Origin of the sequence: Granulicella pectinivorans (assembly GCF_900114625.1) — a bacterium.
GTDB lineage: Bacteria > Acidobacteriota > Terriglobia > Terriglobales > Acidobacteriaceae > Edaphobacter > Edaphobacter pectinivorans.
In genome coordinates, this window is the sequence record NZ_FOZL01000001.1 from 198,390 (window position 1) to 221,981 (window position 23,592).

Annotated in this window: 28 protein-coding genes and 1 tRNA gene; 16 read left to right on the forward strand and 13 right to left on the reverse strand. The window is 61.8% G+C overall.

The window, feature by feature from the left end:
- From BM400_RS00795 to rpmA, 5 genes are all read left to right on the forward strand, one after another.
- Positions 1 to 1,350, forward strand: coding sequence for an ArnT family glycosyltransferase (locus BM400_RS00795; protein ID WP_245781609.1), 1,350 nt, complete (start codon positions 1 to 3; stop codon positions 1,348 to 1,350).
- Positions 1,351 to 1,360: 10 nt separating this feature from the next.
- A complete protein-coding gene (locus tag BM400_RS00800; RefSeq protein ID WP_089835726.1) occupies positions 1,361 to 1,744 on the forward strand; it encodes a DoxX family protein in 384 nt (127 codons plus the stop codon).
- Positions 1,745 to 1,763: 19 nt separating this feature from the next.
- Entirely contained in the window at positions 1,764 to 2,225 is a 462-nt protein-coding gene (locus tag BM400_RS00805) for a YybH family protein (protein ID WP_175528799.1), read from the forward strand.
- 273 nt (positions 2,226 to 2,498) lie between these two features.
- Positions 2,499 to 2,822 (forward strand): 50S ribosomal protein L21, encoded by a 324-nt coding sequence (gene rplU, locus BM400_RS00810; protein ID WP_089835730.1) that lies wholly within the window; start codon positions 2,499 to 2,501, stop codon positions 2,820 to 2,822.
- A 68-nt stretch (positions 2,823 to 2,890) separates the two neighbouring features.
- On the forward strand, positions 2,891 to 3,160 hold the full coding sequence (rpmA, locus tag BM400_RS00815) for a 50S ribosomal protein L27 (protein ID WP_089835732.1): 270 nt from the start codon (positions 2,891 to 2,893) through the stop codon (positions 3,158 to 3,160).
- A 146-nt stretch (positions 3,161 to 3,306) separates the two neighbouring features.
- Here the strand turns inward: rpmA and BM400_RS00820 are convergent, their stop codons facing one another.
- The gene (locus BM400_RS00820) at positions 3,307 to 3,552 is read right to left on the reverse strand and encodes a hypothetical protein (protein ID WP_089841332.1); all 246 of its coding nucleotides are present in this window, start codon (positions 3,550 to 3,552) and stop codon (positions 3,307 to 3,309) included.
- A gap of 294 nt (positions 3,553 to 3,846) precedes the next feature.
- Here BM400_RS00820 and BM400_RS00825 point away from each other — a divergent pair.
- The 3 genes from BM400_RS00825 to BM400_RS00835 all read left to right on the forward strand — a co-directional run bounded on the left by BM400_RS00825 (position 3,847) and on the right by BM400_RS00835 (position 5,556).
- A tRNA-Leu gene (locus tag BM400_RS00825) sits at positions 3,847 to 3,933 on the forward strand.
- A gap of 121 nt (positions 3,934 to 4,054) precedes the next feature.
- Positions 4,055 to 4,867: an indole-3-glycerol phosphate synthase TrpC gene (trpC, locus tag BM400_RS00830; RefSeq protein WP_245781610.1), complete on the forward strand. Its 813-nt coding sequence runs from the start codon at positions 4,055 to 4,057 to the stop codon at positions 4,865 to 4,867.
- A gap of 17 nt (positions 4,868 to 4,884) precedes the next feature.
- The gene (locus BM400_RS00835) at positions 4,885 to 5,556 is read left to right on the forward strand and encodes a phosphoribosylanthranilate isomerase (RefSeq protein WP_089835736.1); all 672 of its coding nucleotides are present in this window, start codon (positions 4,885 to 4,887) and stop codon (positions 5,554 to 5,556) included.
- Between the two features lie 3 nt (positions 5,557 to 5,559).
- On the opposite strand, the gene BM400_RS21860 is transcribed toward BM400_RS00835, so the two are convergent.
- Both BM400_RS21860 and BM400_RS00845 read right to left on the reverse strand, forming a co-directional pair.
- Complete coding sequence (locus BM400_RS21860) at positions 5,560 to 5,739, reverse strand: hypothetical protein (protein ID WP_089835738.1); 180 nt, start codon at positions 5,737 to 5,739, stop codon at positions 5,560 to 5,562.
- Between the two features lie 99 nt (positions 5,740 to 5,838).
- Entirely contained in the window at positions 5,839 to 7,344 is a 1,506-nt protein-coding gene (locus tag BM400_RS00845; RefSeq protein WP_245781611.1) for a DNA recombination protein RmuC, read from the reverse strand.
- Positions 7,345 to 7,416: 72 nt separating this feature from the next.
- Here BM400_RS00845 and BM400_RS00850 point away from each other — a divergent pair, with 72 nt between their 5' ends.
- Together BM400_RS00850 and BM400_RS00855 are read left to right on the forward strand one after the other, a co-directional pair.
- Positions 7,417 to 8,181, forward strand: a complete 765-nt coding sequence (locus tag BM400_RS00850; RefSeq protein ID WP_089835740.1) for a HipA family kinase — start codon at positions 7,417 to 7,419, stop codon at positions 8,179 to 8,181.
- Positions 8,165 to 8,542, forward strand: coding sequence for a DUF3037 domain-containing protein (locus tag BM400_RS00855; protein WP_089835742.1), 378 nt, complete (start codon positions 8,165 to 8,167; stop codon positions 8,540 to 8,542). Before BM400_RS00850 ends, BM400_RS00855 begins: the two co-directional genes overlap by 17 nt.
- Positions 8,543 to 8,554: 12 nt before the next feature.
- Here BM400_RS00855 and BM400_RS00860 read toward each other — a convergent pair whose 3' ends face one another.
- Positions 8,555 to 9,289, reverse strand: coding sequence for a hypothetical protein (locus tag BM400_RS00860; RefSeq protein ID WP_175528800.1), 735 nt, complete (start codon positions 9,287 to 9,289; stop codon positions 8,555 to 8,557).
- A gap of 77 nt (positions 9,290 to 9,366) precedes the next feature.
- On the opposite strand from BM400_RS00860, the gene BM400_RS00865 reads away from it, so the two are divergent.
- Entirely contained in the window at positions 9,367 to 10,431 is a 1,065-nt protein-coding gene (locus tag BM400_RS00865; protein ID WP_089835745.1) for an alkene reductase, read from the forward strand.
- Positions 10,432 to 10,495: 64 nt separating this feature from the next.
- On the opposite strand, the gene BM400_RS21865 is transcribed toward BM400_RS00865, so the two are convergent.
- Positions 10,496 to 10,663 carry a hypothetical protein gene (locus BM400_RS21865; protein WP_175528801.1) on the reverse strand — a complete coding sequence of 56 codons (168 nt, stop codon included), beginning with the start codon at positions 10,661 to 10,663 and terminating at the stop codon, positions 10,496 to 10,498.
- Positions 10,656 to 11,372, reverse strand: coding sequence for a cytochrome c biogenesis protein CcsA (gene ccsA, locus BM400_RS00870; protein ID WP_089835747.1), 717 nt, complete (start codon positions 11,370 to 11,372; stop codon positions 10,656 to 10,658). The genes BM400_RS21865 and ccsA overlap by 8 nt, the downstream gene beginning before the upstream one ends.
- Positions 11,373 to 11,480: 108 nt before the next feature.
- Between ccsA and BM400_RS00875 the strand changes: the two genes are divergently transcribed.
- A complete protein-coding gene (locus BM400_RS00875) occupies positions 11,481 to 12,107 on the forward strand; it encodes a cytochrome P460 family protein (protein ID WP_245781613.1) in 627 nt (208 codons plus the stop codon).
- 5 nt (positions 12,108 to 12,112) lie between these two features.
- Positions 12,113 to 12,880 carry a hypothetical protein gene (locus BM400_RS00880; RefSeq protein WP_141223764.1) on the forward strand — a complete coding sequence of 256 codons (768 nt, stop codon included), beginning with the start codon at positions 12,113 to 12,115 and terminating at the stop codon, positions 12,878 to 12,880.
- Here BM400_RS00880 and folP read toward each other — a convergent pair.
- On the reverse strand, positions 12,866 to 13,756 hold the full coding sequence (folP, locus tag BM400_RS00885; protein ID WP_175528802.1) for a dihydropteroate synthase: 891 nt from the start codon (positions 13,754 to 13,756) through the stop codon (positions 12,866 to 12,868). The genes BM400_RS00880 and folP overlap by 15 nt on opposite strands.
- Positions 13,757 to 13,889: 133 nt before the next feature.
- Here folP and adh point away from each other — a divergent pair, with 133 nt between their 5' ends.
- The 3 genes from adh to BM400_RS00900 all read left to right on the forward strand — a co-directional run bounded on the left by adh (position 13,890) and on the right by BM400_RS00900 (position 17,109).
- The gene (gene adh, locus BM400_RS00890) at positions 13,890 to 15,419 is read left to right on the forward strand and encodes an aldehyde dehydrogenase (RefSeq protein WP_089835753.1); all 1,530 of its coding nucleotides are present in this window, start codon (positions 13,890 to 13,892) and stop codon (positions 15,417 to 15,419) included.
- A gap of 63 nt (positions 15,420 to 15,482) precedes the next feature.
- On the forward strand, positions 15,483 to 15,851 hold the full coding sequence (locus BM400_RS00895) for a DUF779 domain-containing protein (protein ID WP_089835755.1): 369 nt from the start codon (positions 15,483 to 15,485) through the stop codon (positions 15,849 to 15,851).
- Positions 15,852 to 15,921: 70 nt separating this feature from the next.
- Positions 15,922 to 17,109, forward strand: coding sequence for a M23 family metallopeptidase (locus tag BM400_RS00900; protein WP_089835756.1), 1,188 nt, complete (start codon positions 15,922 to 15,924; stop codon positions 17,107 to 17,109).
- Here BM400_RS00900 and BM400_RS00905 read toward each other — a convergent pair.
- The 6 genes from BM400_RS00905 to pheT form a co-directional block, all read right to left on the reverse strand.
- On the reverse strand, positions 17,106 to 18,044 hold the full coding sequence (locus tag BM400_RS00905; protein ID WP_089835758.1) for an MBL fold metallo-hydrolase: 939 nt from the start codon (positions 18,042 to 18,044) through the stop codon (positions 17,106 to 17,108). The two genes, BM400_RS00900 and BM400_RS00905, sit on opposite strands and share 4 nt — an antisense overlap.
- A gap of 2 nt (positions 18,045 to 18,046) precedes the next feature.
- On the reverse strand, positions 18,047 to 19,189 hold the full coding sequence (locus BM400_RS00910) for an RluA family pseudouridine synthase (protein ID WP_089835760.1): 1,143 nt from the start codon (positions 19,187 to 19,189) through the stop codon (positions 18,047 to 18,049).
- Positions 19,179 to 19,952 (reverse strand): prolipoprotein diacylglyceryl transferase, encoded by a 774-nt coding sequence (locus BM400_RS00915; RefSeq protein WP_089835762.1) that lies wholly within the window; start codon positions 19,950 to 19,952, stop codon positions 19,179 to 19,181. The genes BM400_RS00910 and BM400_RS00915 overlap by 11 nt, the downstream gene beginning before the upstream one ends.
- A 402-nt stretch (positions 19,953 to 20,354) precedes the next feature.
- Positions 20,355 to 20,708, reverse strand: a complete 354-nt coding sequence (locus BM400_RS00920; RefSeq protein WP_089835764.1) for a cell division protein ZapA — start codon at positions 20,706 to 20,708, stop codon at positions 20,355 to 20,357.
- Positions 20,709 to 20,772: 64 nt separating this feature from the next.
- A complete protein-coding gene (locus BM400_RS00925) occupies positions 20,773 to 21,033 on the reverse strand; it encodes a hypothetical protein (RefSeq protein ID WP_245781614.1) in 261 nt (86 codons plus the stop codon).
- A 67-nt stretch (positions 21,034 to 21,100) separates the two neighbouring features.
- Positions 21,101 to 23,170 carry a phenylalanine--tRNA ligase subunit beta gene (pheT, locus tag BM400_RS00930; RefSeq protein WP_089835766.1) on the reverse strand — a complete coding sequence of 690 codons (2,070 nt, stop codon included), beginning with the start codon at positions 23,168 to 23,170 and terminating at the stop codon, positions 21,101 to 21,103.
- Positions 23,171 to 23,592: the final 422 nt, after the last annotated feature.

A 23,592-nucleotide genomic window follows, 5' to 3' on the forward strand; every position in this document is an offset into this window, starting at 1 on the left:
ATGCCGTGGAGACAGAAACTTGCAGCATGGATGAAAGGCGGAGACGACCCGAACCACCAGCAGAGGCACATCCTGCCGCGCGTGAGGACGCCTGAGGCTCGGCTTCGCTGGCGCATCTTCTGGGTTGCTTTTCTCGTTCGTCTGGTCTATATGACACTGGCCCACCAGTACAAGATGCGCCTGGTCGAGGACCACTTCCAGTTTGGCTGGGAGGCTGGCCGTATCGCCCGCGCACTCGTCACCGGGTATGGCTACGCCGACCCCTTCGCGAATATCTTCGTCGCCCACACAGGCCCGACGGCGTGGCTTCCTCCGCTCTATCCGCTGCTCGTAGCCGGAGTCTTCAAGATCTTCGGCGTGTATACGCTGGCCTCGTCCTGGGTTCTGCTGGCGATCAACTGCGTCCTCTCCGCGGCCACCGCGGTGGCCACCTACGAGATCGGCACCCGCTGTTGCGGACCGAGCGTAGGGCTCTGGGCCGGATGGCTCTGGGCACTCTATCCCGCGTTTATGCAGTACGCCGTCCACTGGATCTGGGAGATGACGGTCACTACCGCGCTCTTCTCCTGGGTGCTGGTTCTTGCTTTGCGCATGCGGGAAGATGGCACCCACGCCACGCGCCGATGGGCTTTGTTCGGGCTGATGTGGGGGGCGATCGGGCTGTCGAATTCTACATTGCTGGCCTTTCTGCCCATCTGCGGCCTATGGATTTTGCTGAAGCGCCGCAACGACCTGGCTCGCGCGGTGCTGGCCGCGGTCATCTTTCTCGCCTGCATTACGCCCTGGATCGGACGCAACTGGCAGGTCTTCCATACCTTCATCCCGATGCGCGGCAACCTTGGCGCGGAGATGATGCTCGGCAACGGCCCCGGCTCGAACGGCCTACTCATGGAATACGACCACCCCTTCCAGGACGCGACCCAGCTTCGCCAGTATGCCTCCATGGGCGAGGTCCGGTACGTGGCGATGCGCGGCGCAATGGCTAAGGCCTTCATCGCGCAGGACAAGCCGCACTTCTACGCCGACTGCCTGAAGCGCGTCTTCTTCTTCTGGGCCGGCGTGCCGCACCCCGCCGATCATGCCTGGATTGTCGAGTACGGACGCGTCGTCAGCTTCAGTTTTCTTTCGGTCTGCGGCCTTCTTGGCCTGGCGCTCGCGCTTCACCGGGGAGTTCTCGCGTCGGCGCTCTTTTTTTGGGCATTTTTGCTGCTTCCGATGACGTACTATGCTGTCACCGTCCACGCACGCTTTCGCCATCCCCTGGAGCCCTTGATCTGTGTCCTCGGGGCCTACCTTTTCCAGTCGGCGGACCGGAGCCGCGTGTGGTCGTGGCAGAAAAAAAGCTCTTAGGAGACTCTGCATGGCAGTGCAACCGAACCCCAGAGGTATGGTCATCGCGGGTTGGATCCTGAGCGCGATCCCCACGCTGATGCTTCTCTCCGGCACTTATTTCGCCCTCTCGGGCGCTCCGATGGTCGCCGAAGGCATCGCTCACGCTGGATACCCTGTCTCGCTGGTCAAGACGATCGGCCTGATCGAACTCGTCTGCGGGGTTCTGTATCTCATTCCGCAGACGGCCTTCTATGGTGCCCTGCTCATCACCGCCTACATGGGTGGGGCCGTCGCGACGCATCTGCGCATCGGAGAAAAGCAGTGGGTGGTCGGCGTCGTCTTCGCTTTCGTCATCTGGGTTGCGCTGGCTATGCGCGACTCCCGCCTTCGCGCCTTTCTCACCGGCAAATAACTTCAGAAAGGCCTCGCCCATGAAGATTCGTCGCTGCGTTACGCTGCTCGCCCTGTCGGTATCCACCTTCGTCTGCGCCCAGACTTTCACCGGGTCAGCCAAATCGCTGGCCGATGCCGATGCCGGCTGGGAGGCGGCCATCCATGCCGGGAAGCTGGACAAGGCGATGGAGTTCGTCGCGCCGGATGCCTTCGTGTATGAGCCGAATATGCCCGTCCTGGCCGGGACCGACAAGATCACGGCCTCTTTTCGAGAGCTGATCTCGATTCCCGGTATCGACTTCTCGTGGAAGGCCCTGCACGCCGAGGTCTCGGGCGACATGGGCTTCACCGACGGGGAGTACGCGATGTCCTTCAAAGGGCCCGACGGCAAGCCGATCCTGGACAAGGGCAAGTACGTTACCGTCTGGCACAGGGATAAGGCAGGCAAGTGGCGGGTGGTCCGCGACATTTTCAACTCCGATCTGCCGACGGCGAAGTAGCGGCTGCCCGATCACGCAGGAGATCGCCCCACAAACCCATTGACCCCGGCGCTGAAGCACGGTACACTTCTTAAGTTTGGCGCTGTAGCTCGTTCGCGGGCTGCCGGGCCTTGAGTCCGGGCTGCTGGCTGGTTCTTTCAGACGGTAGCCGGGATTGGCTGGAACGATGCAGGGGTTGTCAGTTTTCACCCCGGATAGTTGCGCCCCAGAGAACAAAATTGACTTTAGAAACAAGCAATGAGCGCGCAGGCGCCATGCTTTGAGGTTTGAGCTATGTATGCAGTCATCAAGACGGGCGGCAAGCAGTACAAGGTAACCCCGGGCGAAACGTTGAAGATTGAAACCACCGCGCATGACAACGGAAACATCGAGTTCTCCGACGTCCTGGCTGTCAGCGGCGAAGCCGGCAAGTTCGAGCAGGAGCTCACGGGTGCCAAGGTTCTGGCCTCGGTTGTCTCCACGGGCCGCGGCGAGAAGATCCTGGTCTTCAAGCTCAAGCGCAAGAAGCAGTACAAGAAGATGCAGGGTCACCGCCAGAACTACGTTGAAGTCAAGATCAACGAGATCCTGGTCAACGGCCAGAGCTTCAAGGCATAGATCTGTAACTGAAAATTTAGTTTTGAGCGCTCAAAGCCCCGACGGGCGGCGCGGAAGAGGCGATTGCAATGGCACATAAAAAGGGACTTGGATCATCGAAGAACGGCCGCGACTCAAACGCGCAGCGGCTGGGCGTCAAGCGCTTTGGCGGCGAGACGGTAACGGGCGGTTCCATTCTGGTTCGCCAGCGTGGCACACCGCTGAAGCCAGGTCTGAACGTGGGCCGTGGCAAGGACGACACCCTCTTCGCGAAGATCTCGGGCGTCGTGAAGTTCCAGGATCGCGGACAGGTCGGACGTTTCGTCTCGATCATTCCGACCGAGGCTGTTTCGGCTTAATTTTTCCCGTCTTCGGACGAATGGAAGGCCCTGCTTCGGCAGGGCTTTTCTGCGTCTGTCTGCCGGAGACGCCGGGTGCCCCTCGCGCAGCCGTCACGATGTGACCGCTGGCCGCGCAGGGAACCCGTCCGGCGGAATCTGGGACCCTAACGCGGGGTATGTTCCTTGATATAGGCCCGCAGCGCGAGGTTGATATCCAGCGCCTTCTGGACGCCGCCGTCGAGCATGCGCAGCCAGTCGCTGCCCGGCTCCTTCATCTCCGTGGTCGACAACAGAAAGCTGGTCTGGACGATGATCTCCAGGGCGTTCGAGAGATCGTGGGCAAGTTTACGAATTTCAATGGCAAGATCCTCTGGGATCTTGTCCGTCTCGTGGGTGTGGGATTCGGGCATGGTCAGACTTGGTCCATAGATGGGATCGATCGTGGCAGAGATAGGGTTGTGCGGCCGGGCGAACGCGAGCCGGATCGATCGGCTCTCTGTCCGCGGGGTCTTCCCCGTGGAATCACATGCGTACCGGCTCTCTCGCATCCTCTGTGTCTTGCTGGCAAAAACAGAGTCCGGCACCTTCGAACTGATTGCCCAAGTGTATGGCAAGATGCACCCGAATTGACAGAGGGACCAGGGTTTGAAAGGATGATTAAGGCGATGTGACCGAAGGGGTTCTTTCCAACGGTTACGAAACATGCCGAAATGGCGGAATTGGCAGACGCGCGTGGTTCAGGTCCACGTACTCGCAAGGGTGTGGAGGTTCGAGTCCTCTTTTCGGCACCAACACATAGAGTGGTTTGGTTTACGCAGTATTCAGCCCCCGGAGCTTCTCTCGGGGCTGTTGCCGTTTGGGGCTAAATGCCGCAAAACGTGCAACGATCACGGGCAGGAGTGCCTCTAAACGATGACTATGCCTCTCGATCAACTCGAAGTGATTTCCTCCCACGCCCTGATCCGCGCGCTCGAACGGAAAGCCGTCGCCAACATTCCCGAGATGGAGCGCAGGGCGGCTGCACGCAAGGCCAAGGGCTGGGCTGCCGCACTCCGTAGCGCCGCGACCAAGGGTCCGGCCATCATCGCCGAACTGAAGAAGGCATCGCCCTCCAAGGGGCTTATCCGGGAGAACTACAATCCCGTCGCGCTGGCCAAGTCGTTTGAGGCCGGCGGCGCAGCCTGCCTGTCCGTCCTGACCGACGAGGAGTTCTTCCAGGGTTCGCTCGCCGATCTGATCGCGGTCCGCGAGGCCGTCAACATTCCGCTGCTGCGCAAGGATTTCATCGTCGACCCGTTCCAGATCCTCGAGGCCAAGGCGGCGGGTGCCGACGCGATTCTGTTGATCGTCGCCACCCACACGGACGCCGACCTCAAGGAGCTGCACGAGGAGGCCAATCGCTGGGGTCTCGACGTACTGTGCGAGACCCATACGCTGGATGAGATCAAGCGGGCGGTCGACCTCGGCTTCCACACGATCGGCGTGAACTCCCGCGACCTCAAGACCATGACCGTCCACACACAGCGTTTGTACGAGATGGTCTCCGCGCTGCCCGAACAGGTGCTGCGCGTGGCCGAGAGCGGCATCGGGAGCCTGGAGGAGGTCGAGAAGCTGATGAAAGCTGGCTACGACGCCTTCCTGATCGGTGAGGCACTGATGCGCCAGCCCGAACCGGCGGCTCAACTCGCTGTACTGCTCGACACCGAATACGCCTCGGAGTTCTAAGAAAGCGGCTTTTCGCCATGTGGGTCAAAATCTGTGCGAACACCAACCTCGAAGACACGCAGCTCGCGCTCGACCTTGGGGCGGACGCTGTAGGCTTCGTCTTCGCGCCTAGCAGCCGCCGTGTGACGCCGGAGCAGGTCGGGGAGATCACGCGCCGCCTGACGGGCCCTGGGGAGCGTGTAGGCGTCTTCCAGACGTTGGAATTCGCCGAGATGCGCAACGCCGTTCGTACAGCCGGGCTGACCGGCGTACAGCTCCATGGCGAGGGCGACCCGGCTCTGCCGGGGCTTCTGAAAGCTGAGTTCGGACCATCGCTGACGATCGCTCAGACGCTCCATTGGGTGGTCGATGCGGAAAACGCCACGGACGAGCTTCTGGCGCGCGTCTCCGCCCTGCAAGCCACAGGGCACGTCGACCGCGTGCTGATCGATTCCAAGGTGGGCTCGGCCCTCGGGGGAACGGGACGCACCTTCGATTGGAAAGCGGCAGCGCGCCTCTTTGCGGGGCCCGGACTGCCGATGATTGTGGCGGGGGGGCTGGGTCCGGGAAACGTCACCGAAGCGATGACTCGCCTGAAACCCTGGGGGGTGGATGTTGCGAGTGGTGTGGAAGGTATTCCGGGAAAGAAGGATCCGGAGCGGCTCAGGCAATTTATCGAACGAGCCAGAACCGCCAGGGAGAGCCTTTAGGTCTTAGTGGTGGGGGGCCACGGTGTGGACGTGGGGACGGGGCGAGCGGTCATGAAACAGGACCGGGCGCATATGCGTTCCACTTCCCCCTGCATGCGGATTGCTCTGCGCGATCAGCGCGGCAGGCGCCAGCAGGATGATTGTTCCAAGTGCGAGTGCGAGATGTGTTTTCAAGCTTTTCATTAAGGGTGCTCCAAGCTTCCGTACACACATATGACGCACTGGCGTCCTGCGCGGATTCAAGGATTTATAGAGCCCGCCAAAGGTTGCTCCCCTTCCGCATCATTCTGCGTCTTCCGCAGCCAGACGGAGAATCGGAGATCCGAGATCCTCGAGTTCGAGCGTTGCATTCGTCTCCGTGTCCGAAACCTCACGCAGCGTGCGGTTGATCGCGCGGGTGCGCACGTTCAGCTTCTGGATTGTGTTCTGCACCGTACCGACCTGCCGCTCCATGTTGCCCATCAGGTTCTCGAAGTTCTTGAACTCCGTCTTCGTGCTCTCCAGCACCTTCCAGACCTCGTCGCCCTTCTCCTGCAGCGCCAGCATGTGGAAGCCCATCTGGAAGCTTGTGAGGATCGCCGAGAGCGTCGTCGGGCCGGCGATCGTCACGTGACACTGCGACTGAATCTCCGCCTGCAACGCTTCACGGCGGATCACCTCGGCATAGAGCCCCTCGGTTGGCAGAAACATGATCGCGTAGGGTGTGGTCGCGGGTGCGTGAATGTATTTACTGCAGATGCGATCGGCCTCCGTACGAATCGCATTCTCAAATGCCCTGCCCTCACGCACGACGGCCTCCGGGACATTGGACTCGTACGCTGCTTCAAGCCTCTCCCAGGCCTCGCGCGGGAACTTCGCGTCGATGGGCAACAGCCGCTCGCCCGCGTTGGTGGGAAAGCGCACCGCGTACTCCACCCGCTCCGCGCTTCCCTGCTTGACGACAGCGTTTTCAATGAACTGCCCGGGGGCCAGCATCTGCTTCAGCAGCATGCCAAGCTGTACTTCGGCGAAGCCCCCGCGCGACTTCACGTTGGTAAAGATCCGAGAGAGCCCGTCCACCCCTTCCGACAGCTTCGACATCTCGCCGAGCCCGGTATGAACCTTGTTGAGCTGGTCCGTCACCTGCCCGAAGCTCTCGGTCAGACGCGTCTGCAACGTCTCATGCAGCTTTTCGTCGACCGTCCTGCGCATCTCCTCGAGCTTGGCCGTGTTGGCGCTATTGAGCGCCTCCAGGCGTGCCTCGACGGTAGCCCGCAGCTTCTCCTGATGCTGGACGTTCGCCGCATTCAGCCCCTCGAGGCGCGCATGGAGGGAATCCCGCGCTTCCATCTGGGCGCGGTTCGTCTCGTTCATGAAGTTGGCCAGCCTCTGCCCGATGGCGGTTAGGTCGTTGGTCACGGCAATCCGCAGCGCCTCGCCCGCGGTGCGATTGTCCGCGCGGAAGTTGTCCAGACCGGCAGCCAGCGTGGTGGAGAGCCGATCGACCGCAGCCGTGAGTTCCTGCCGCAGATGCAGCGAGGTCTTCTCATGCGCCTCGCGCGTGGCGATGGCCTGCTGCCCCGCCTCGTTGCGATGCATCGCCAGGTCAGCCCGCAGAGCCGCCGTCAGCGAGTCGAGCGAGTGCCCCATCGCCTCCAGACGTGCCTCATGGCGGATGAGCGTGTCGGGGATCTGCCCAAGCCGTGGATCCGGCTGAACTGCATCCGAGGGCTTCCGGAGGAAAAGGATCGCAACCACGATCAACGTGACGATTTGCAGGACAACAAGAACTAAAAGAATCGGAGACATTCGGCTTTCCTTCGCCCTCGCAGAATACCATCCGGAGGTCCCGCGGGACAGGCGCTGGTAGGCTTGAAGAGAATGCTTCGTACGATCCAGGCCACACGCTACGTCATGCCTCTCCGCGAGGGCGGCTCCATGCCCGCGATCATCGAGGCAGACGACTTCGGTCTTTATGTCCTGAAGTTCCGCGGAGCCGGCCAAGGTCCGCTCGCGCTGGTCGCCGAACTCGTCGCGGGCGAGGTCGGTCGAGCGCTTGGACTGCGCGTGCCTGAGCTCTGCCTTGTCGAGGTGGAAGTCGCGCTTGGGCGCAACGAGCCCGATGCCGAGATCCGCGACCTGATGAAGCGCAGCATAGGAACGAACCTCGCGATGGACTTCCTACCCGGCTCGACCATGTTCGACCTCGCCGCCGGAGACAAAGTCGACTGCGAGACCGCCTCGCTGGCCGTCTGGTTCGACGCCTTTGTCACCAATATCGACCGCACCGCACGCAACCCCAACCTGCTGATGTGGGGCGAGAACCCGTGGTTCATCGACCACGGCGCGGCGCTCTACTTCCAGCACCAGTGGCGCGATGAGGCGTATCTGTCGAATCCTGCGGCTCGCTTCGCCGCCATCCACACCCATGTTCTGCTCCGCTGGGCCAGCGACCTGACCGGCGCAGATGTGCTTGCCAGACAGCGGCTCAGCGAAGACCTGTTTCGCAAGATCATGGAGCTCGTTCCTGAACAGTGGCTCCCGATCGAGCAGCGCGAGGACTACGTCGCCTACCTGACCCAAAGACTCGCCAACACGGCCGGGTTCGTCGAGGAGGCCCAGCGCGCGCATGCAGACCTCATTTGATTACGCAACGATCCGCGTCGTGCCCCGCGTCGAGTGCGAGGAGTTCATCAACGTCGGTGTGGTGGTCTTCTGCCTGGAGAAGCGCTTCCTTGAGGCCCGCGTCCACGTCGAAGAGGCCCGTCTCAAGGCTCTCTGGCCGAAGATCGATCTCGATCAGGTTCGCCGCCATCTCGGAGCGTTATGCGCCGTGTCTACGGGCCATGCGAGCGCGGGCCCCATCGCCGCCCTCTCGCAGCGCGAGCGCTTCCACTGGATCGTCTCGCCACGCAGCACGATTATCCAGACCTCAGCGGTCCATACCGGGCTGACGGACGATCCGCTGGTTACGCTGGAAGGCTTGATGAAACGCATTCATCCCTAAAGCGGGGTGGCGCTAACAGCGGTTGCCCGAACACTCCCTGCGCGCGATGTCGAGATACTGCACCCAGTCCGTCGCAATCCCCTTCTGCGCCTCGCCCAGTGGCATCTCACCCTTCTTCACCTTCGCCGCGAGATAGTTTTCGACCACATCCTTCTGTTTGAAGTATCGCTCGCGCAAGGTGACGGAGTCAGGCCCGCACTCCGGCCAGATGTTCCCCAAACCATCCGCCCCGCCGAGTTCCAACGGCACCAGATGGTCCAGCTCGCATACCTGATTGGCCCCCTGGTTGTCCGCGGGACGGGACACCCCGTACCACTCATACGCGACATGTTTCTGCTGCTCGCTGCTCTGGCAGTTGCGAATGCATTTGGTCCGCCACGCCGGATCGCGCAGCGTCTCCGCCGTCATCCCAGGCGTCACACCGCCTGGCGTACACCGCGCATCCGGCTCCGGATATCCGTTGCGCACAGTCGCGTGGCAGCTCCCATCCTCCGGCCACTTCCAGTCCGCAAAGTAGGTGGAAGCACACGACACACCCGAGGCATCGCAGTTCGTCTCGCCTTTCGGCTCACGCGACTCACGCGGCCTTTCCTGGGAGCGATGAGGCTCTTGCGAAGAACGCGTCGGAGGAGGCAGTTTCACCGGCGTATTCACGCTGTGCCGCATATCGATCCAGATCAGGGCAAGAAAGCCGCCACCCAGCACAATCATCAGAACCAGAAGAAGAATCAAACCGCCACGTTTCATTCTCTCGATTCTATCCAGCACCTTTGTGGGGATCTGTATCATCCAATCGCCAGAACGAGTTTACGGAGGTTTCACCAGTGCCTGGATTGCTTGATCCTATTGTTGTCGGTGAGTTGAAGTTGCGGAATCGCGTCTGGATGGCACCTCTGACGCGCCTGCGTGGCACGGTCGATCACCTGCCCACGCCCGTCATGATCGAGTACTACCGGCAGCGTGCCAGCGCCGGTCTCATCATCTCCGAAGGCACACCGGTCAGCCCCATGGGCGTCGGCTACCCGCAGGTTCCGGGCATCTGGTCGAAGGAGCAGGTTGAGCTCTGGAAGCCCGTTACCCGCGCCGTTCGCGAGGCGGGCGGGACCATCTTCGCGCAGATCTGGCATGTCGGGCGTATCTCCGCGCCGGTCTTCCTCAATGGCCGGGCCCCTGTCTCTTCTTCTGCCATCGCCGCCAACGGCAACGTGTCGGTGCTCCGGCCGCTGACGCCCTACCCTGTGCCCCACGCCCTGACTATCCCTGAGATCGCCGGTGTCGTCGAGGAGTTCCGCAAGGGCGCTCAGAATGCGCAGGAGGCCGGTTTCGATGGCGTCGAGATCCACGGTGCCAATGGCTACCTCCTCGACCAGTTCCTGCAGGACGGCCCCAACCAGCGGACCGACGAGTACGGCGGTTCTCTTGAGAACCGCGTCCGCTTCCCGCTGGAGGTGCTCGACGCCGTTACCAGCGTCTGGGGTCCCGGACGCGTGGGCATGCATCTGGCCCCGCGCGGCGATTCACAGTCCGCGGGAGACTCCAACCCCGCCGCGACCTTCGAGTACTACGCCCGGGAGATGGGCAAGCGCAAGATCGCCTTCCTGGCCGCGCGCGAGTACGAAGGCCCCGACTCACTGGGACCGAAGCTGAAGGAAGCCTTCGGCGGCGTCTTCGCGGCGAATGAGCGCTTCACCAAGCAGGCCGGCGACGAACTGATCGAGTCCGGCAAGGCAGACGCGGTTCTCTTCGGCAAGCTCTATATCGCCAACCCCGACCTGGTCGAGCGCTTCGCCACCAACGCGGAGCTCAATGTCCCCGTTCCACAGACTTTCTATACCCACGGCAACGAAGGCTACATCGACTACCCGGCTCTCACAGAAGTCGCCGGCTAAACCTATTCAGGGAGGCTGGGGTCATCCCCAGTCTCCCTGGAGGCAGCGACATTCCCGGTGAAAGTCAGCGCGACTTTGCCGAATCCCGCCATTTCTTGATGGCGTATGCCCCGTACCCCATCTGCACCACCCACACGACAACGTAGATGATGACAAGATTGCGATGCCCGAGGGGCGTGTCGATCGCGGAATCATAAGGAACGATGGGCAGAAGAGCGAGCAGGCTAAACATGATGCACCTCCATGCCAAGCTGCTCCATGGATTCCTCGTACTCTCTCTTCTGTCTGCGGAATTCAGCCGCGTAGCGGATACTAACGACAAGGATTCCCCAGGCAAGCCACGCGCCGACGTTCCACAGCGTCGGCATCAGGATGCTGCGGGCCACGCCTGACCCTTCTCCACCGCCAAAGACAGGCGCCGGATGCTGCGTTCTCCACCATGTTGTGGACATGTACACGATCGGCATATCAACAAACCCGAAGATCGCCAGCACCGCGCAGATCGTAGCCCGCGAAGGCCCGTCCACCACATGCCGGACGATCAGATAGGCCACGTAGATCAGAGTCAGCATCAGCGTTGTGGTGAGCCGCGCATCCCACGTCCACCAGATGCCCCACTCTTCCCTGCCCCACAGCGATCCTGTCACCATTCCAAGGATGCAGAAGACGACGCCCATCTCAGCGCTCGCCAACGCCATCGCATCGGACTTCATCGCCAGACCGATGTTCCTGTTTCGCAGAAAGAGATAGGCCGCCGACGCCAACAGATTGAGCGGCAGAAAGACACTCGCGCCGATCCAGTTGGGAAAGTGATAGTAAAACGCACGGATCATGTTGCCTTGTTGCGCATCGGGCGGAGATCCCGCCAATGCGACATACAGTCCATAAAGCAAGAGTGCTGCCGTCAAGCCTCCCCACGCCCAGACAAACTTTCCCGCCATACGATGCTCCTTCCGGATACAGTTGAAATTCTATCGGCTCCCGGTAGAATCGACGTTCACGGAACTTTCCCGCTGTCCTGCCCGTTCTGCTCTATGGAGGAGTCTGCGATGCGTCTCGGTCTTTTACTGGTGGTCAGTGCAGGAGTGTCTTTGGGGTGGATCATGCGGTCGCCTCATCCTGTCACCGCGCAGAAAAGCGTCAACCTGCCCGAATACACCGCGGAGGGCGACATGATCGCCCCGAAGAACTATCGCGAGTGGGTCTTTCTGACCTCCGGCTTCGACATGACCTACCGCGAACGCGCCGGCGCCCCGGACCACTCCGTCTTCGACAACGTCTTCGTCAATCCCGAGGCCTATCGCAGCTTCCTCGCGACCGGTACATGGCCGGACAAGACCATCATGGTGCTTGAGAACCGCTCCGCCGAGTCGAAGGACGGCGTCATCGTCAAGGGTGGCCGCTTCCAGAACACCAACATCTCCGGTATGGAGATCCACGTCAAGGACTCCGCGCGGTTCAAGCGGGAAGGCCCGGCAGGCTCCTGGGGCTTCTTCGATGTGGACAACGGCAAGGGTAAGGTCTTCGAGCCGAAGGCGAGTTGCTATACCTGCCACGAATCCCACGCGGCGGTCGACACCACCTTCGTGCAGTTTTATCCCACGCTGCTGCCCATCGCCGAAGCGAAGAAGACCTTCAGCGAGGCTTACCTGAAGGATCGTGAAGGCGTGAAATAGAGATCATGTCTTCATGGCATAGAGCCCCACTTTGGAGGCGGGGGAAGCTCACGCTGATTCTTCTCGGCTTCCTGTGGTCGTCTCATGCCATCGCGTATATGGCCCATGAGTACGCTCACTCCTTCCTCGCATGGGCCTTTCATGCGAAGTCCAACCCGCTTGCGCTCGATTACGGGCATCTGACGATGAATAACGCGCTGTACCTCGACGACATCGATGAGAACGTGGACTACGACCCGCTCTTCGCCTCCGGACGAGGGTCCCTTGCGGCGTTGATTGCCGTTGCGGGAGTGCTCTTCGGCAACGGCGTTCTGTACCTGCTGTCGCGCCGTCTGTACAGGACGGCCAAGGAAAATGGCAAGCCTATGATGGCCTTCTTCCTCTTCCTGCTGGTCATGATGAATGCCGGCAACTTTCTCTCCTATGTTCCTAACCGGACCTTCTCCACCCATGCCGACATGGCGACGGTGGAACGCGGCCTGAACGTCTCGCCCTGGGCGATTGTCGTTCTGCTCGGAGTTCCCTTCGCACTGGCCGTGTGGCACTTCTTCGCGAAGATCCTGCCCGGTGCGCGGCGCTTCCTCTTTCCAGCGGAGCTGCCTGCCCAGACGGGCCTGGTCCTGCTGTGCGCCTACGCTGTCTTCGAGTTCTTCGGCAGTTCGGGTTTCGACCGCTACGGGCCCGCCTCACACTGGATCGCTGCCGTTTCGGTCTACCTGCTCTTCCCCTTGAGCGTTGTCCTCTGCTGGCCTGAGCCTCTACCCCGCGACTAAGATCGCGTCCCCGATGGCCCCGGCCTCCATCGCCTGCGGAACATCGTGCACCCGCAGGATATGCGCGCCGGCGAGTACCGCCGCCGTGTTCGCCGCGGTCGTCGCATACGTTCTCAGCGACGGAGCCGGAGCCTGCCCGCCATGCAACGGCGCGATGGTGTGCGCCAGAAACCGCTTCCGCGAGATCCCAGCCAGCAGCGGGTACCCGAGCTTCTGCAACTCGTCGAAGTGCGCCAGCAGCGGATAGTTGCTATCGCCCATCTTCCCGAACCCAAACCCCGGGTCGAGCACGATGCTCTCCTTCTTCAGCCCCGCCGCCAACGCCTTCTCCACGCAGGCCGCGAGACCCCGCTCCACCAGAGGCAGTACCTCATCGCCCTCGAGGGGAGCCTGCGTCGGCCAGTCGGCGGGACGCCCGTGCGTATGCATCAGGATGTTGCCGCAGGCCAGCCGCACACACGTGGACGTCATGGCATGGTCCCAGAGGTGCCCGCTCACATCGTTCACAATCTCCGCGCCCGCGTCGATCGCCCTCTGCGCCGTCGCAGCGTGGTAGGTATCGACCGAAAGAATCGCGTTGGGCCGGGCAATCAGGATCGCGGACATGACCGGGAGAATGCGCGCCTGCTCGTCCGCCTCCGGCAAAGGAGACGCCGAAGGCCGCGTCGACTCCCCGCCGATATCCAGCAGGTCTGCACCCTGGTCCAGCATCTTCAACGCATGGTCCACGGCATGCCGCGGATCGAAGAAGTAGCCGCCATCGGAGAAGCTATCGGGCGTAATGTTCAGCACACCCATGACATACGTTCGCAGACCGAGCGTAAGTGTACGGTTGCGCAGCCGCCAGGGGAGGATGGGGCGTTTCGCAAAGGGCATGTCGGCATTTTAGACCCATCCGGTGCTTGCCGTGTGTGACGGTTCGCACAGGACAAAGATCGGCTCGCGGGACTAGAATCCCGGCGTGTCAGAGGATGCGAACCGCGCCGTCCTCTGCGGAGAGGAAACGACTATGGCAACTGCAACCGCACTGCGTCCCGGAGCCTACGGCTTCCCTGTCACGCTCAAGAAACGGTACGAGAACTTCATTGGGGGCGAATGGATCGCGCCGGCCTCCGGCGAATACTTTGAAAACGTCACCCCGGTCACGGGACAGGTGCTCTGCGAGATCCCCCGCTCAAATGCCGCCGACATCGACCGCGCGCTCAACGCAGCGCACGCGGCCAAGACGGCATGGGGCAAGACCTCCGTCGCCGAGCGCGGGCACATGCTGGAACGCATCGCGCAGCGCATGCAGGACAACCTAGAACTGCTCGCCACCGTGGAGACCTGGGACAACGGCAAGGCCATCCGCGAGACCATGGCCGCCGACCTGCCGCTCGCCATCGACCACTTCCGCTACTTCGGCGGATGCATCCGCGCACAGGAAGGCGGCATCTCCGAGATCGACTCGAGCACCGTCGCCTACCATTACCATGAGCCCCTCGGCGTGATCGGCCTCATCATCCCGTGGAACTTCCCGCTGCTGATGGCTGCGTGGAAGCTTGCGCCCGCCCTCGCTGCGGGCAATGCGGTGGTGCTGAAGCCCGCTGAGCAGACTCCACTCTCCATCCTTGTGCTGATGGAGTTGATCGCCGACATCCTGCCTCCGGGCGTGCTCAACGTCGTCAACGGCTTCGGCCTCGAGGCCGGCAAGCCGCTCGCCTCCAGCCCGCGCATCCACAAGATCGCCTTCACCGGCGAGACGACCACGGGCCGCCTCATCATGCAGTATGCGTCGCAGAACATCATCCCTGTGACGCTGGAACTCGGTGGCAAGAGCCCGAATATCTTCTTCGAGGATGTGGCCGCAGCCGACGACGCCTTCTTCGACAAGGCCCTCGAAGGCTTCGCGATGTTCGCGCTCAATCAGGGCGAGGTCTGCACCTGTCCGTCGCGGGCGCTCATCCAGGACACGCTCTACGACGAGTTCATGGAGCGCGCCATCAAGCGCGTGAAAGCGATCAAGCAGGGGAACCCACTCGACGCCTCCACCATGATGGGCGCGCAGGCCTCCAGCGAGCAGATGGAGAAGATTCTCTCGTACCTGGATATCGGGCGGCAGGAGGGCGCGGAGGTGCTGACCGGAGGCCATCGCAAGATGCTCGAAGGCGACCTTGCGGGCGGCTATTACATTGAGCCGACGATCTTCAAGGGGCATAACAAGATGCGCATCTTCCAGGAGGAGATCTTCGGGCCGGTGGTCTCTGTGACAACGTTCCACGACGAAGAGGAGGCTCTCGCAATCGCCAATGACACGCTGTATGGCCTGGGCGCAGGCGTCTGGACGCGGGACATGAACCGCGCCTACCACTTCGGACGCGAGATTCAGGCTGGACGCGTCTGGACCAACTGCTACCACGCGTATCCCGCGCATGCGGCCTTCGGCGGCTACAAGCAGTCCGGCATCGGACGCGAGACGCACAAGATGATGCTCGACCACTACCAGCAGACCAAGAACGTCCTGGTCAGCTATAGCCCCAACGCGCTTGGCTTCTTCTAGAGTCCAACCCGGGTGACCCACGTCTCAGTACCGGGACGTGGGCTCCTCCGAGGCTTTCTCCCCATGGTCCAGCAAGTCCTTACCACCGAAGCCGCCGACACCCTCATGCAGAGGCTGGAGGCGAAGCACGGCCCCCTGATGTTCCATCAATCCGGAGGTTGCTGCGACGGCAGCTCCCCCATGTGCTACCCCCGCGGCGAGTTCATGACCGGCGACAGCGACGTGCTACTGGCCACCCTTGGCGAGACGCCGTTCTATATGTCCAAGTCTCAGTTTGAATACTGGAAGCACACGCAACTCATCCTGGACGTGGTCCCCGGGAGGGGAGGCATGTTCTCGCTGGAGAACGGCGAAGGCGTCCGCTTCCTCATCCGCTCCCGCGTGTTCACCGGCGCGGAGATCGCCGAGCTCCGCGCCTCCAACCGCATTTGAGTTGCACATCGCGTCATCATCTGGAAGACTCTCGAAGGCGGCTGTCCCCATCCGCCCTCTGGAGAACCGGATGACCTCGTACCGCCCGAAGGCCGCCAGGCTTCTCCTCGCGGCTCTCCTCGCCGCAGCCCCGTGCCTCGCGCAATCCAATGGCACCCTCGCTCTATCCAACGACGCTCCTGTCGTCGCCAGCATCCCCAACCCTCCGATCGTGTTTGAAGGCTCGGACCACCGCCTGCATCTCGCATACGAAGTTCACCTCACCAACTTCTACGAGTCCACCGGCCCCCTCAAGCTCCAAAGCCTCTCCGTCTTCATGGACTCCTCGAAGGTTCCCGTCGCTAGCTTCTCCCACGAGAAGCTGCTCGACCTCCTCACCGCCGATGACGCGCCCAAGAGCGGCACCGAAGTCGTCATCCGCCCCGGCGGCTTCAAGGTGCTGTTTGTGTGGCTTACGCTCCCCGCCGGCGTATTCGCTCCTCACAGCCTGCGTCACATCGTCGTCGTCAGCGACCCGAAGGATAAAGCCCAGATCCTCGATGGCGCTCCCGTCGCCGTGAGCCAAAACCCGGCCCCGATGATCGGGCCGCCTCTTTGCGGCCATATTTGGCTGGTCGACGAAGGCCCCGGCAATGCCAAGTCGCATCACTGGGGCAGCATGCTCGCCGAAGGCGGAGTCGCAACCATCCCGCAGCGTTTTGCCATCGACTTCTTCGGGCTGAACGATGCTGGACACGCCGTCGAATCGCCGACCGACAAACTCAACCAGACCGCGAACACCCAATGGGCCGGGTTCGGCACGGATGTTCTCGCCGTCCAAGACGCGGTCGTGCGCGACCTCCGCGACGGCATCCCCGATCACGCACCACTCGCGCCCCTGCCGGAACTCACCGAGATCACCGCACGCGGAGCCTATGGCAACTTCGTCATCCTGGAGATCGCACCCGGCATCTTCGCCCACTACGCGCACCTCCAAAGCGGAAGCATCCGCGTGCGCATCGGCCAGCACGTCAAGCGCGGCGCGATGATCGCGCACCTGGGCGACTCGGGCAACGCCGGGGGGCCCCACCTCCACTTCCATCTCTCGGACCGCGTCACCTTCGAGCTCTCCGAAGGCCTCCCGTATGTGTTCTCGTCCTTCGATCTGCTGGGCAAGTCCGATGAGGGAAGCATGCTCAACCCAGCATCTGCCTTCCACCCCAAGCCTGTCGCAGAAAAGAAGACGCTGCCCCTGCACGGAGACGTGGTTCGCTTCTAAGCCACTATGACCGGCTTGCCCTTCTCATTCCATCCCACACGCCCCACCGGCGCCTCGTGGTCATGCGTGAAGATGACCTGCCACCTCTCCGGCACGGCCTTCTCCAGGAATCGCTTCCGCTCTGCGATCGTCCGGACCGGATCGAGATCGTAGGCCATCACCCAGGTCGGGTCCAAATGATGCGTCGTCGGCAGCAGATCCCCCGCATAACAGGCATGCTGCCCGTTCGAGGCCACATGGACCGCCATCATCTGCGCCGTATGCCCCGGGAAGCACTCGACCCAGACACCAGGCACAATCTCGCACGTCGTCTGCACATGTGGCGGTGGGCCGCCATGCGATAGACCACCAATGATCCCCGGATTGTCCGCGAACCCGCACTCGTTGTGCGGATCGAGCAATACCATCTGCCCCGTGGCAATCAGCGGGTCATAGTTCGGCGAGAGATAGCTGACCTTATCCCGATCAAGCTGGAGATGCCCATGCACCACCTCGCCGGCATGCGCATAGTACCGAGCATTGGGAAACGTAGGAGTGACCGCCCCATCCGGATGCAGCGTCGTGTTCCACCCGCAGTGGTCGAAGTGCAGATGCGTGTTGATGACCACATCCACTTCTTCCGGACGAATCTGTGCCGCAGCCAGCGAAGCAGGAAGAAGCTCCTGGTTCCCCTGAATCTCCTTCATCTTCGTGGACTGCTTATTGCCGATGCCCGTCTCGATCAGCACCGTATGCTTGCCCGTGCGCACGATCGCCGTGTTCAGCCCAAGCCGAATCAGGTTACGCTCATCCGGGACGATACGCTTGGACCAAAGCGTCTTCGGGACTACCCCGAACATCGCCCCGCCATCCAGCAGATACGTGCCATCCGTACAGATCGTCAGCTCGAAGTCGCCGACGTCGTGACGCCCTCGGACTAGATCCGTCGCTTCCATACTTACTTCGACGCAGGTCCAGCCCGCAAAGCTTCCACAAACTCCACCAGCTCCACTGGCAGCGGAGCGTCCGTATCTACCGGCTTGCCCGTCTGCGGATGCGTAAACGCCAGGTGCGCCGCATGCAGGAAGTTCCGCTCCAGATGGAGCGCCGTCTCGTCGGGCCCCGCCGTCCCCGGGTTCGGCCCAGGGCCGCGAATCAGATGCGGAGCACCGTATAGCGTGTCACCCACCACCGGATGTCCCAGCGACTGCATATGCACGCGAATCTGGTGCGTCCGGCCTGTCTCGATCTTCACCTCGACCAGCGTGAACAACCCGTATGGCGTCGTGATGCGCTCCAGCACATTCACATGCGACCGAGCGGACCGGCCATCCGCACGCCGCGTCGTCATTCGCGTTCGCCTTACGAGATCCCGCGCGATCGGCAGATCGACCGTCGTGTGATCCTTCACCACATGCCCATGGACGAGCGCGACGTAGGTCTTATGGACCTGCCGCTGCTGGAACATATCGCCCAGCTTGCGGTGCGTCGAGTCGTCCTTCGCCACCACGATCGCGCCGCTCGTCATCTTGTCCAGACGATGGACGATCCCCGGCCGCATCTCTCCCTGGCTGCTCGAAAGCGCATTCAGATGAAACAGAATCGCATTCACCAGCGTGCCGCGATTGCGAGCATCATCCGTCGTTCCAGCGCCCGCATGCACCATCATTCCGGCAGGCTTGTTCACCACGGCGAGGTACTTATCCTCGAACAGGATGTCGAGAGGAATATCCTCTGCGATCGCATGCAGCGGCGGAGGCACGGGCGATCCTTCAATCTCGATCGGCTCGCCGCCCGCCAGCTTCATCTTGGTCTTGGCGGTCTTGCCATCCACCCTCACCTGACCGGCCTCAATCAACATCTGCACACGCGCGCGGGAAATGTCTGGCAGCGCCTGCGCAAGATACTGGTCCAGGCGCAGGCCTGCAGCGGCTGGGTCCGCCGTGAAGTGCCGAATGCCATCCTCGGCATCGTTATCGTCTTCAAAGTCCAGCACGGGCACCGGCGGCGCCTCCTCTGGCTCCACGCCACGCGTCGCCACGTACTCCGCTCTCACGGAGCGTCTGCGCTGGCCCTTCGGCAACATATTCTTAGATGGCATGGGAACTCGATTCCTGTTGGGGTGCTGATGGAGCGTGATCCAGATGAGTCAAAGCCATCACGGTGCCAAGCCCGATCGCTGCGAGCCCAAGCCACTGGATGGGGTCAAGAAGCAGGATCTGCGAAGCCTCCGTGGGCTGCGTAAGAAACGTAAGAAAGAAAACAATCGCCCCGAAGAGAAACAGGCCGGTAGCCGCGGTCTTCCCTGCGGACTCGCCACGCGCCTGCGCGGTCATCAAGGCCGCGATCAGCACACCGCAGAGCGCAAACGCGGCGATCGCCGTGTACACCTCAACCGGGTGGATCCTGCCCAGCAACGCATCTTCAATGCCCCAGGGCAGCGTCGTCGGCAACCCCTTGCTGCCGGTTGCGAATCCGCCCAGGCTGAGAATCGCCCAGAGCAGCGCAAGGCAAGGCGCAGCGGCATCGAGAAACCGCGCATACGCAATGCCGCGATAACGCAGGAAGATCGCCGTCACGACACCCGCGCCAAACAGACCGGTGAAGGTCACCGAAGGCAACGTAAGGATGAGCACCGGATACGCCAGAAAGCTCTTGAAGTTGAAGGCCACCAGCAACACACGCGAGATCACGAACACCGAGATCGCCGCCACCACACCTGCGTCCCACATGGCCTCCGGCAAGAGACCAGCCAGCCGAGCCGTTCTTTGGCTGAGGAACAGCGCAGCGATCAGCCCCACCACCGCGAACGCGCTGAAGACGGGGATGTGAAGATGACCGAGGTGGAGGAGAGAGTCGTGCACTGGAGGATAGAGATTGCGAAAACCGACCCACTGGGCCGTGCAGCGAGGCGCTGGTGAACCCGTCCTAAGACGGCGGGACCCTGCCGTGGCTCTTTAGGCATTCCGGACTGGCGGACACTGCACACCGAGCCATATCTACGAGCGAGGTCCCTGTTCAATGAGTATTGGTTCAACCAGCGGTATTCCCCGCACCTGCTTTGCAGGCCGGTTTCTAGGTTGGATGCTAAGCGTTAGAGAGACGCATTGCAACTTGACGCGGCTCGTATAATGGGTGTCACACCGTAATTTTCCTGTCGTTTCCATTGCGGTCACAGCAAAAACGACCCTCAATTCGAGGGCCGTTGCCTGGGCTGATCCGTCTTGTCTTGTTGTGATCCTGCTTACGCCTTGCTCGAAGGCGAGCTACCCGGCCCGTCTCGCAGGCTCTACCAGGATGTCATCCAGCATTCCAGCCAGCGAGCCAGCGCGCGAACGCATGCTCACTTCGGATGCCTGCACGCTCCCCGCCAGGCTTTCATATCGCTGCCGCAGTCTCTGCAATTCATCGGCGATATTCAACGCGGCCAACACGGCCACGCGCAGACTATCGACCGTGGTGCCCTGCTGCGCCACCGTCCGCATCTTCGCGTCCACTGAGGCCGCCAGCTTGGCGATGTACGCCGGGTCGGATCCACGCAGGTGGTACACCTGGTCGTAGATCTCCACCGAGACGGCGTCACCGTTCTGCTCGGTCTCCGGATTGTGTTCGTTCGACATAACTCTCTTTTAACCTTACATGCTGTGCGATACGATGCCGATTCAGAGCAACTCGTCCATCTGGTTACAGCAATTCATCCATCTGGCGCAACATTCTTTCCACGCGCACCTTGACGGCTTCGCGCTCCTGGTTCAGCGTCTGTACGTTGGTCTGCGCATCCGTCACCTGCGACGTCAGGCTATTCAACTGCTCCCGCAGACTTGCTGCCTCCGCCTCGGCGGCGGCACGCGCCTCGCGCTCATGACGCACAATCTCAACCGCGCGCAGAACCTTCTGCTCCAACGCCTGAAACTCGTCGACGCTAATCATCGATTCACTCATCATCTCTCCAGTATAGCGACGCGCGAAGTCAGCGAACGTCCGTAAAACAAGGGGGTACCCAGATAGGTTCCTACGACGCCCGCAGTGTACCGCCGAGTGCTGTCAAAGCCTCGATGATCCGCACCGAAGCTGTGGTCAGCTCCGTCTCGGTCAGCGTCCGGTCGTTCGACTGGAACACCACCCGCAGCAACTGCGAATAAACTCCCGGATACTTCTTCTCATCCCGCCAGACTTCGATAGGCTTGAGGCTCTGCATCTCCGCAATGCCCAGGCCCTCAATCGCGCTCGCGATCGAAGCCCAGACCACCGCATCCGGAAACACAAACGAGAAGTCACGCTCCACCGCCTGGTAGCGCGACAGATCTTTTGCCGTCACATGCTTCAGATCCATCGCGTATAGACGAGCCAGATCGATCTCCGCCACATATACCGGCTGGCGCAGCTTCCTTTTTGCAGACTCAGCACCCGCGAGTTGCCCGAAGACAGCAACCGGCGAACCGGTAATCGAAACAGAGGCAGCCCGGCCACTCTCCAGCCATGCAGGCAACCCCTCCGCCGTATACGTCACCGAAGGCGTCGCAAATAGGGAGAGCAGCGACTCCACGGCTCCCTTCAGCGCGAAGAAAGGAGCATCCGCAGCTGTGTACGTCCGCGACGGCGAATCCACTGCAACCGTCGTCAGCCCCAGCGTGAGCGCCGGCGTCTCAACGACGCTGTCCGTCGATCCCGTGAACACCTGCCCCTGCTCGAACAGCTTGACCTCGCGCACGTCGCGATTCAGGTTATGCGCGAGCATCGTCACCATGCCGGGCACCAGCGAGGGTCGGAGCAGCTTCGCCTCTTCGGACAGAGGATTCTCCATCGCGATGGAGCCAATACCCCCCGCAAACAGAGCCGCGTCGCCCTCACTCGCAAAGGTGCTCGAGATCGACTCCGAGAACCCCAGCGCCAGCAAACGTGCCCGCACCGCTGCCTCTTTCGCCCCCAGAGGATGCGCCACCACCGGCAAAGGCGTCGGCAGCGTATTGGCGAAGCGGTTATACCCATACACGCGGCACACCTCTTCGACGAGATCGATCTCCCGCTCCAGATCCAGACGCCAGCTCGGCAGCTTTACCGCGAACGCATCCTCGGAGGTCGCTTCCATCGCACAACCCAGGCTCTCCAGGTACTGCTCCACGATCTCCCGCGTAATTCCTTCCGCAGCAAGCGTTGTTCCCAGATGCCTCTGTACCTGCCGGACCGAGAGCGCGATCCTGGCCCGCTCCGCCGTCTTCGCCGCGATCTCGGGCACAACGATATCGATCAACTCCCCTTCGGCATAACCGCCCGCCGACAGAATCAGTTGTGCCACCAGCGTATTCGCCACGGGACACGCATTGAAGTCCGCGCCCCGCTCGAACCGGTGCGACGCATCCGTGTGCAGACCATGCCGCCGCGAGCTACGCCGTATGCTCGCCTGATCGAACCACGCTGCCTCGACGAGAATGTTCTTCGTCTCCGGCGTAATCATCGAATCCCAACCGCCCATGACACCCGCGAGCGCCAGCGCCTTCATCTCGTCGGCTACCACAAGATCGTCCGACTTCAGCGTCCGCATCGTGCCGTCCAGCAGCTTGATCGTCTCGCCCTCGCGCGCCAGACGCACGACGATCCCGCCCTCGATCTTGTCCAGATCGAACGCATGCGTCGGATGCCCCATGCCGAGCAGCACGAAGTTCGAAGCGTCCACCGCGTTCGAGATCTGCTTCTGCCCCAGCAACGAGAAGTACTCCGCAATCTGCCCCGTTGAGGAGGCGATCGTTACATTGCGCAGCACCTGCGCTGTAAACCGCCCGCAAAGGTCTTTCGCCTCAATACGCACCGGAAACGGCGGGGCCTCCACCGCTACAAAGGGCAGCGTCGTGTCGAAGGCAGGCAGCGCCAGGTTGTAGATCGTCGCCGCCTCCCGTGCGATGCCGTAATGGTTCATGGCATCCACGCGGTTGGTGGTAATGTCCATCTCGAACAGGTGCCCACCGGGCAGGTCGTGAACGCCTTCGACGGCAATGCCGCGCAGTGTAAGGTCGTCGGCAAGCTGCCGGTCATCGACCGCAAGGGTGGGAAGCAGGGTACGGAGCCAGTGGGTAAGAATCTTCATGATAGGCGTCTTCCAGTGTAACCGCCCCGGCTATTCTCTCGTTTTGCGATAGAGCTCGTTGCCTTCCTGCGCTTTGTCTCCCTCCACCAGAAAACAACACCATCCCACTTTTGGGGAACTATCTCTCCCATGCGGGAGATGGTAGCCTTTTCAGAAGAGACGTTACGTTCGCCCACCAACACCGGGCGAGGAGCTTACTCATGCCGAAATGCCCCAATTGCAAGACTGATCAATCCGTGCGCCCATCGCACAAGAAAAAGCTCCTCATGGAACTCCCCAGATTAATCGGAATGCGCGCCTTCCGATGCGATTCCTGCGGCACTCGTTTCTACCGCTTCCCCGCCGACACCCGCCAATCTCAGCAGCCCCGCACCACCTCTTAGCTCAGGCGAACCCATCGGCGTTGTCGTTCCTGCCGGTGT